The sequence below is a fragment of the Okeania sp. SIO2B9 genome (assembly GCF_010672505.1).
GTDB classification, from domain to species: domain Bacteria; phylum Cyanobacteriota; class Cyanobacteriia; order Cyanobacteriales; family Microcoleaceae; genus Okeania; species Okeania hirsuta.
In genome coordinates, this window is sequence record NZ_JAAHGK010000309.1 from 1 (window position 1) to 6,497 (window position 6,497).

Below are 6,497 nucleotides of genomic sequence, written 5' to 3' on the forward strand. Positions count from 1 at the left end.
TCTCCGCCGAATCTTTGGCCAGGGGACTTGCTCCGCTGATTACTTCTTCTTGTCCCATTTCCTTGAGATTAATTTCAGGTGAGTTGGGGAGGAGAGCTTCTGCTTGAGTAATTATAATTGCCTTCCAGACTTGAGCTATATCAGCACCACAGTTGTGACATTGTCGAACGCTCAAGTACACTTGTGTTCCACATTGATGACAATTTTTGTGGGTTAGGGATGTACCACATTTTTCACAGAATTTATTCTGGTTCGGGTTTTCAAACTCACATTCGGGACAGATGAGCATAATAGGGGGTTAATTCAACAATTAATAATGAATAATGAATAATTAGGGTTTGCTGAAAAAGTCTTTTAGTAGGGGGAGGAGACAGGAGACAGGAGACAACCCACCCCTCGCCCCTCCCCCTCCCAGGAGGGGAGAAATGGGAATGAGCGAGGAGGTAGTCGGAAAATTGTCCCAAGATTGTTCTGCCCAACTATGTGCCTAAAATACGCTCCATGCATGAGCATCAAGAGCTGAAAACCAGGCACTTTTTTCAAACCCAAAAAGGCTAAAATCTTTATATGTCAATGCTTTTAGATTTAATCAGCAAGCCCTAATTAATAATTAATAATTACCTCTCCTTGAAAAAAAGAGGATTGACTAATAATGAAAATTTTCTTTATTATCCCCTTAAGAGGCTATGCTTTATAAACATCTTTCTTAACATAAAAATTGACAAAATATACGAGTTATGTATTGGTATTGGGGCGACTTTTTTAGGAGAAAAGTGTATTGAAAAATACATTTTTTTGAGAACTGTAGATAAATTTTTTGCCCCCACACTCCCCCCATCTCCCCATCTCCCCATCTCCCCATCTCCCCATCTCCCCATCTCCCCATCTCCCCATCTCCACATCTAATGTGTGTCAGTCCACTATTGCAGGATGGCAGAAATAACTAACCAGTTACAAAATCCTAAGAGCTTTACCAATCAATACTTTTGACTGTCTTGAGTGTGTCTTACATTCTGAGGTCCCCTCAGAATTACACACTCGCTTTTGACTTTTGAGTTTTGACTTCCGCTGACTTTTGACTTCCGCGTAGCGGCACTAAAAGGGAATAGAGATCGTAGTATCTTCTAAGATTGTCTGAGCTGCGATCGCTTCTATTGTTTTTAATGGTACTTCACAGAAGTATTTTTGCCGAAATTGTTCTTCTGATATTGCTGCTAGGAATTTTCCGATTATTTGGGATTGAGTTTCTGATTTTTGGTTTTTGATTTGATTTTGAGTTATGTAAAATGCTTGGTCTTTATACTTGACATTAAAACATAAATATTGTAATACTTGAAAACCTAATTTGAGAGTAGTATCACCAATACCTAATTTTTTTAGGAGTTGATAACGGGTGACAGGTTTAGCTGTACGACTGAGATATTTAGAAATACCCAAAAGTTGTTGCCAGATATCTGTCGGAGGGACAATAGGAGGTTGTGAGTAGGCGATCGCTAATTTCTTTTGTTGATTTATTGCTCGCCGAAACCAGACTCGTAAATCGTTCCAGCTAGTGGGACATTCTTTGAGAAGAATAAAATCTTTTTGGCTATTAATTCTTATTTCTTCTAGATTACCGATTCTCTGACTATTACGCCAGTCCCAAATCCAATCTACAAGATTTGATGTTTTTAACTGGGTATTTTGGAGCGATGGTTGTACGGCAATAAGTCTAACTTCATAACGTTTTTTATAGGCATTGAAGTCTAACTCTACCAAAGCATCACATTTTTCTTCAGGAATTTCATCTTTATAATGACCCCACCAAACACCAGGGAACCCTTCCTCCCCAGACTCATCCCAAATTTCAAAATCTGTTTTGATATATTGAACTTTTTTTCCGTTTAAATCTTTTTGATTTCTGTGCCAAACATTACTAAACCTACAATTTTGGACTAAAAGTTTAGGAACAGGGTTGCCCATTCCACAGGGTTCTAAAAGTTTAAGTTCTTGAAATAAATCTCTACCCAACTCAGAGACAGTCACAATTAAATCTACTTCTATTGTTGAAGTCTGGTTAACGGTCGTTCCTAATGTTTGTCCTAATAATTGATTAATAGCATCTGTAAATATGGGGATATTTTCTACTGGCAAGCTTAGGCCAGCAGCAAAAGGATGGCCTCCAAACCTATGTAATAAATGTTCTTGATTTTTAACTAACTGGTATAGGTCTATTTGACCAAAGGAACGAGCGGAACCACGAGCTAATAATGGTTCCTCAGAGTTTTTGACCGCCTCAGTTTCCTCGGTCAACAAAATAGTGGGACGGTTGTATTCTTGAGCTATTTGACCTGCTACTAATCCTAACACACCTACAGGCCATTGAGGGTCTGTGAGAACTATGACGTTAGTGGTAGAAAGGTCTAGTTTGGTCAATTTTTGGGTAACGTCTCGAACTACTTCTTTTTGTAGGGATTTGCGCCTAGAGTTGGCCAGTTCGGTTTCTATGGCGAGTTTTTGACAATTTTGGGGGTCACGACTGGTGAGTAATTCTACACAAAAGCTGGCATCTCCGATGATTCTACTTACAGCGTTAATTCGAGGTCCAATACCAAAGGAAATATCTGTGGGGCGATCGCCTGTTTTTTTACATAATTCTAATAGTTTGGCGACTCCTGGTCTGGTGGTTTTGTGGAGTTGTGTACTTAATTTTTCAATTCCTATTTGTGCTAAATATCGACTTTCTTCTGTTAGTTGAACTAGATCGGCAATTAAACCAATGGCTACTAAATCTAATAATTCTTTTAAGGGTAGTTTAGGTATTTCTGGATGAGTTAAATAAAGTGCTTCTATTAATTTATAAGCTACTCCAACTCCGGAGAGATTATATAGGGGATGAGAGGGGGATAAATAACGAGGATTAATAATAGCTAATAAGGGCGGACGTTGAGGGGGTAGAGTGTGATGGTCGGTGACAATTATGTCTATTCCCTGGTTATTTGCATATTCTATTTCGGCAATATTTGTACTACCTGTATCGCAGGTAATTATTAAGCTATAATTTTTTTTTGCTAACTGTTCAATTCCAGGAATATTTAAACCATGAGATTCTGTAAATCTGTTAGGAATGTAATAAGTTAATTGATGATTTTTCTGAAAAAAATCTCCTAATCCATCCCAAAGTACAGATGTTGAGGTAATACCATCAGCATCAAAGTCTCCCCAGATAGCAATTTTTTCTTGATTGTTTTTAGCATCAATAATTCTTTCTATAGCTTTGTTAATTTCGATGCCAAATTCAAAGGGATTAGTGGGTTGATATTGTTTTGGGTCTAAAAAACCTGCTAATTTTTGAGTATCTTTAATTCCACGGTGCCATAATAATTGTGGTAGATATTTTATTGATAATTTTGGTGCATAATTTTTGATAATCTCAACAAATGAATTTGGCGGATTATCGGAGGCATAAATTTGCCAATAATTTCTGGTTTCAGACATCTTTAATAAATTTAATTTATCGTCACTATACTGCCGTTCTTTGTCAGGTATTAGGTGGTAGGTTTTAGGTGTTAGATTTTATATAGAATCTGGTTATACAGTATATGTTTATAATTCTATCCACACTTCAATATTCAATATTAAATCAGACCATCTCCCCATCTCCCCACCTCTGCCAACTATATAATAAGTATTCAACCAGATTTAATATTAGGTGGTAGGTTTTAGGTAGTAGATGAAAAAAATTCATCTAATATCAAGTCTCATTAATTAGCCATAATAAAAATGTTCTTCTCTTAAGAGGGAATATTTTTTCAGTCCGAATGCTGGGTAAACAAATTTCTCCTTCTTCCCTACTCTCTACTCCCTACTCCCTAAATTTTTTATTGGGGTTATTTAAATAGACATGATATAAATACTTGTATGAAATAGATCCAGGGTCATTTCATTCTAGATTTTGGCAATTAATTTATTGCTTTTCAGACAGGGAAAGATAAATTCCCTAAATATTGAAATAATGTTGTTTAGTCAATACATAAAATGGCACAGTTTAGAATGAAACAACTCTAGAAATAGCCCTGATATTTGTTACAGATATTGGTTGATGGGAAGATGGCATAATTACTTGTATTTAATATAAAATTGCTCTTTTATTATCTTGCTCAACTTTAATTTTTTGTGAAGTAACTTTAGCGTTATTTTATTTTTCGTATTTCATCTTAGTACTGAAAAATCTGGGTAAAAAAACACTATTTTTACATGAAAATTGTGGTCTAAAGCCTCTATTTTAAGGAGATAAAAAGCGGTCGTTAGCGCAGCTTCCCGAAGGGTGGGATGACGGATTATCGTCGCCATCTCCAATCGAGAAAGAGAATAAAAAAAATACTTCGGGTCAATCCTCTTCTTTTCAAGGAGAGATAATAATTAATAATTATTAATTATTAATTATTAATTATTAATTGTTGAATACCTTCTTCAATAAAATAATTCTTCGTCGATAAATTGTTCTTTGATAAAAGGAACTTTGACAGTAAATATTGAACCTTTATTAACTTCACTCACTACACCAATATCCCCACCCATCATTTTACAAAAGTGACGACTAATAACTAAACCCAAACCAGTACCTCCATATTTCCGTGTAGTTGAATTATCAGCTTGAGTAAATGGTTTAAATAAAACATTCATTTGATTTTCTGATATACCTATACCAGTATCAGCAACACTTAAAATCAACATTTTCTTAGGGGTCAATTCCTCACTTTGAACAGTACAATATTCATCATTGCTAATAATTTTAACCTTCAAACTAATGTTGCCATTTTCTGTAAACTTCGCTGCATTGCTCAGAAGATTTAAAATCACTTGGCGCATTTTATTAGGGTCAGCTACTATTAATTCCTGATGATCTTCGCAGATAATTTCTAATGTATTACTATTTTGCTCAATTAATGGTTGAATAGTAGCTACGACATTTTCAATTAATGCCATTATCTTGAAACTTTCCAAGTGGACATCCATTTTACCTGCTTCAATTTTTGAAAGGTCGAGAATATCATTTATTATTGTTAATAAATGTCTTCCCGCAGTATGAATATTATCAAGGTCGTGAACAAAGTCTTCATAACCTAAATCCCGAGCATCTTCTAATAAAATTTCACTATAGCCAATAATCGCGTTTAATGGTGTTCGTAATTCATGACTCATATTTGCTAGAAACACACTTTTTGCTCGGTTTGCTGCTTGTGCTTCATCTTTTTCTTGTTTTAAACGTTTATTTTCTTTGAGTTGTCTAACATTTTCTAATGTTTTTTTGATCGTAATTTCTAAATCTTCAAAATCTATAGGTTTAGTCAAGAAATCAAAAGCACCTCTATTCATTGCCGACCTAATTTTTTCCATATCGTCATAAGCAGAAATAATTACTGCTTTAATATCAGGATATTGATCTTGAAGATTATCTAATAAAGTTAATCCATCCATTAAAGGCATATTAATATCAGTTAATACGATATCTATATTCAATTCTTCTGACAATATTTCTAATGCTTCTACACCATTTCTAGCAAAAATAAACTCTAGTTCTTTTTGTTTGATTTTTTTTCTAAAGTTACGGACGATCAGCGATTCAAAATCAGGCTCATCATCTACAACAAGTATTTTTGATGACATAATATTTTAACTAATAAGCCGATTACTTTTAAATTTATAAATTACTGATAATAAATAATCATAAATATTATCAAGCTTCTGATGCAGGTGGAGTGAAGTATCTTATACATCGAATGATGCTTTTTGTGTTGACTTAAGGTGAACTACAAAGGAGTAAACTTTAACTATTACTCTCTGTTCAAGCCCTTTTTCCTAAAGTCCCAAATTTTCACCCAATCTCTCATTCAATTGACAAAAGCTGCAATAAGTTACAATGAGTATGACTTAGGTATCACTTACACACAAACTTTTTGATTTTGAGATAATAATAAAGTCTTTTTTTTCTATTAAATGTTAAACTTCTCCAGAAGCATTGCTTTCTTTTTTACTTATTTTATACCAAATTCAAAATTAGAGCTATACAGGGAGTGTCTGACTAAATATAGTAATAACTATTATATTTTACCAAAAAATAATTTCTATAGTGACTGGAGCAATTTTTAAGCTAATACTAAATCCTGTTTATAAAGCATCCTTTGATGTAGATGGGGAGACAAGTTGTAGGGGAGATGAGGAGAGGTTTGAATCTTACATCCTATAAAATGTCTTTAATAACCGGATTTGGTATTATTTCTATGGAATTGTACCTAGAATTTAATTCAATAATTTTCAGCTAAATTGATATTTCTGGAATACTATCTATACTTAATATTAATTCAGCAGAAGCAAATGTAGACTGAATATCTACTTCTTTGTCCTGAACTTCTAAAAAATTCTGACAGCGAGTAGTAAATTGACAAGAATGACAATGTTCAATCTTCTGAACTTGAGGAAATTCTTCACCCTTTTCCTGATAATTTTTTAACCAA

4 protein-coding genes and 1 pseudogene are annotated in these 6,497 nt (G+C 34.1%); 1 reads left to right on the plus strand and 4 read right to left on the minus strand.

The genetic code is table 11. The features are described from left to right. The coding region (locus F6K13_RS12905) for a zinc ribbon domain-containing protein (RefSeq protein WP_287287564.1) at positions 1–289 on the minus strand (289 nt) is incomplete at its 3' end. Positions 290–338: 49 nt separating this feature from the next. Between F6K13_RS12905 and F6K13_RS12910 the strand changes: the two genes are divergently transcribed. Beyond that, positions 339–491, plus strand: coding sequence for a hypothetical protein (locus tag F6K13_RS12910; protein ID WP_161564905.1), 153 nt, complete (start codon positions 339–341; stop codon positions 489–491). A gap of 604 nt (positions 492–1,095) precedes the next feature. On the opposite strand, the gene recJ is transcribed toward F6K13_RS12910, so the two are convergent. The 3 genes and pseudogenes from recJ to F6K13_RS12925 form a co-directional block, all read right to left on the minus strand. Beyond that, positions 1,096–3,477 carry a single-stranded-DNA-specific exonuclease RecJ gene (gene recJ, locus F6K13_RS12915; RefSeq protein WP_124144503.1) on the minus strand — a complete coding sequence of 794 codons (2,382 nt, stop codon included), beginning with the start codon at positions 3,475–3,477 and terminating at the stop codon, positions 1,096–1,098. A gap of 975 nt (positions 3,478–4,452) precedes the next feature. Next, on the minus strand, positions 4,453–5,649 hold the full coding sequence (locus F6K13_RS12920) for an ATP-binding protein (protein WP_287287566.1): 1,197 nt from the start codon (positions 5,647–5,649) through the stop codon (positions 4,453–4,455). A gap of 652 nt (positions 5,650–6,301) precedes the next feature. Continuing rightward, positions 6,302–6,497: pseudogene (locus F6K13_RS12925) on the minus strand (PD-(D/E)XK nuclease family protein); the annotation flags it as partial.

What these genes read in the sequence shown, in the direction of transcription:
- F6K13_RS12920 (WP_287287566.1), bottom strand. Translation starts at nt 5,649, where the DNA reads ATGTCATCAAAAATACTTGTTGTAGATGATGAGCCTGATTTTGAATCG.
- recJ (WP_124144503.1), bottom strand. Translation starts at nt 3,477, where the DNA reads ATGTCTGAAACCAGAAATTATTGGCAAATTTATGCCTCCGATAATCCG.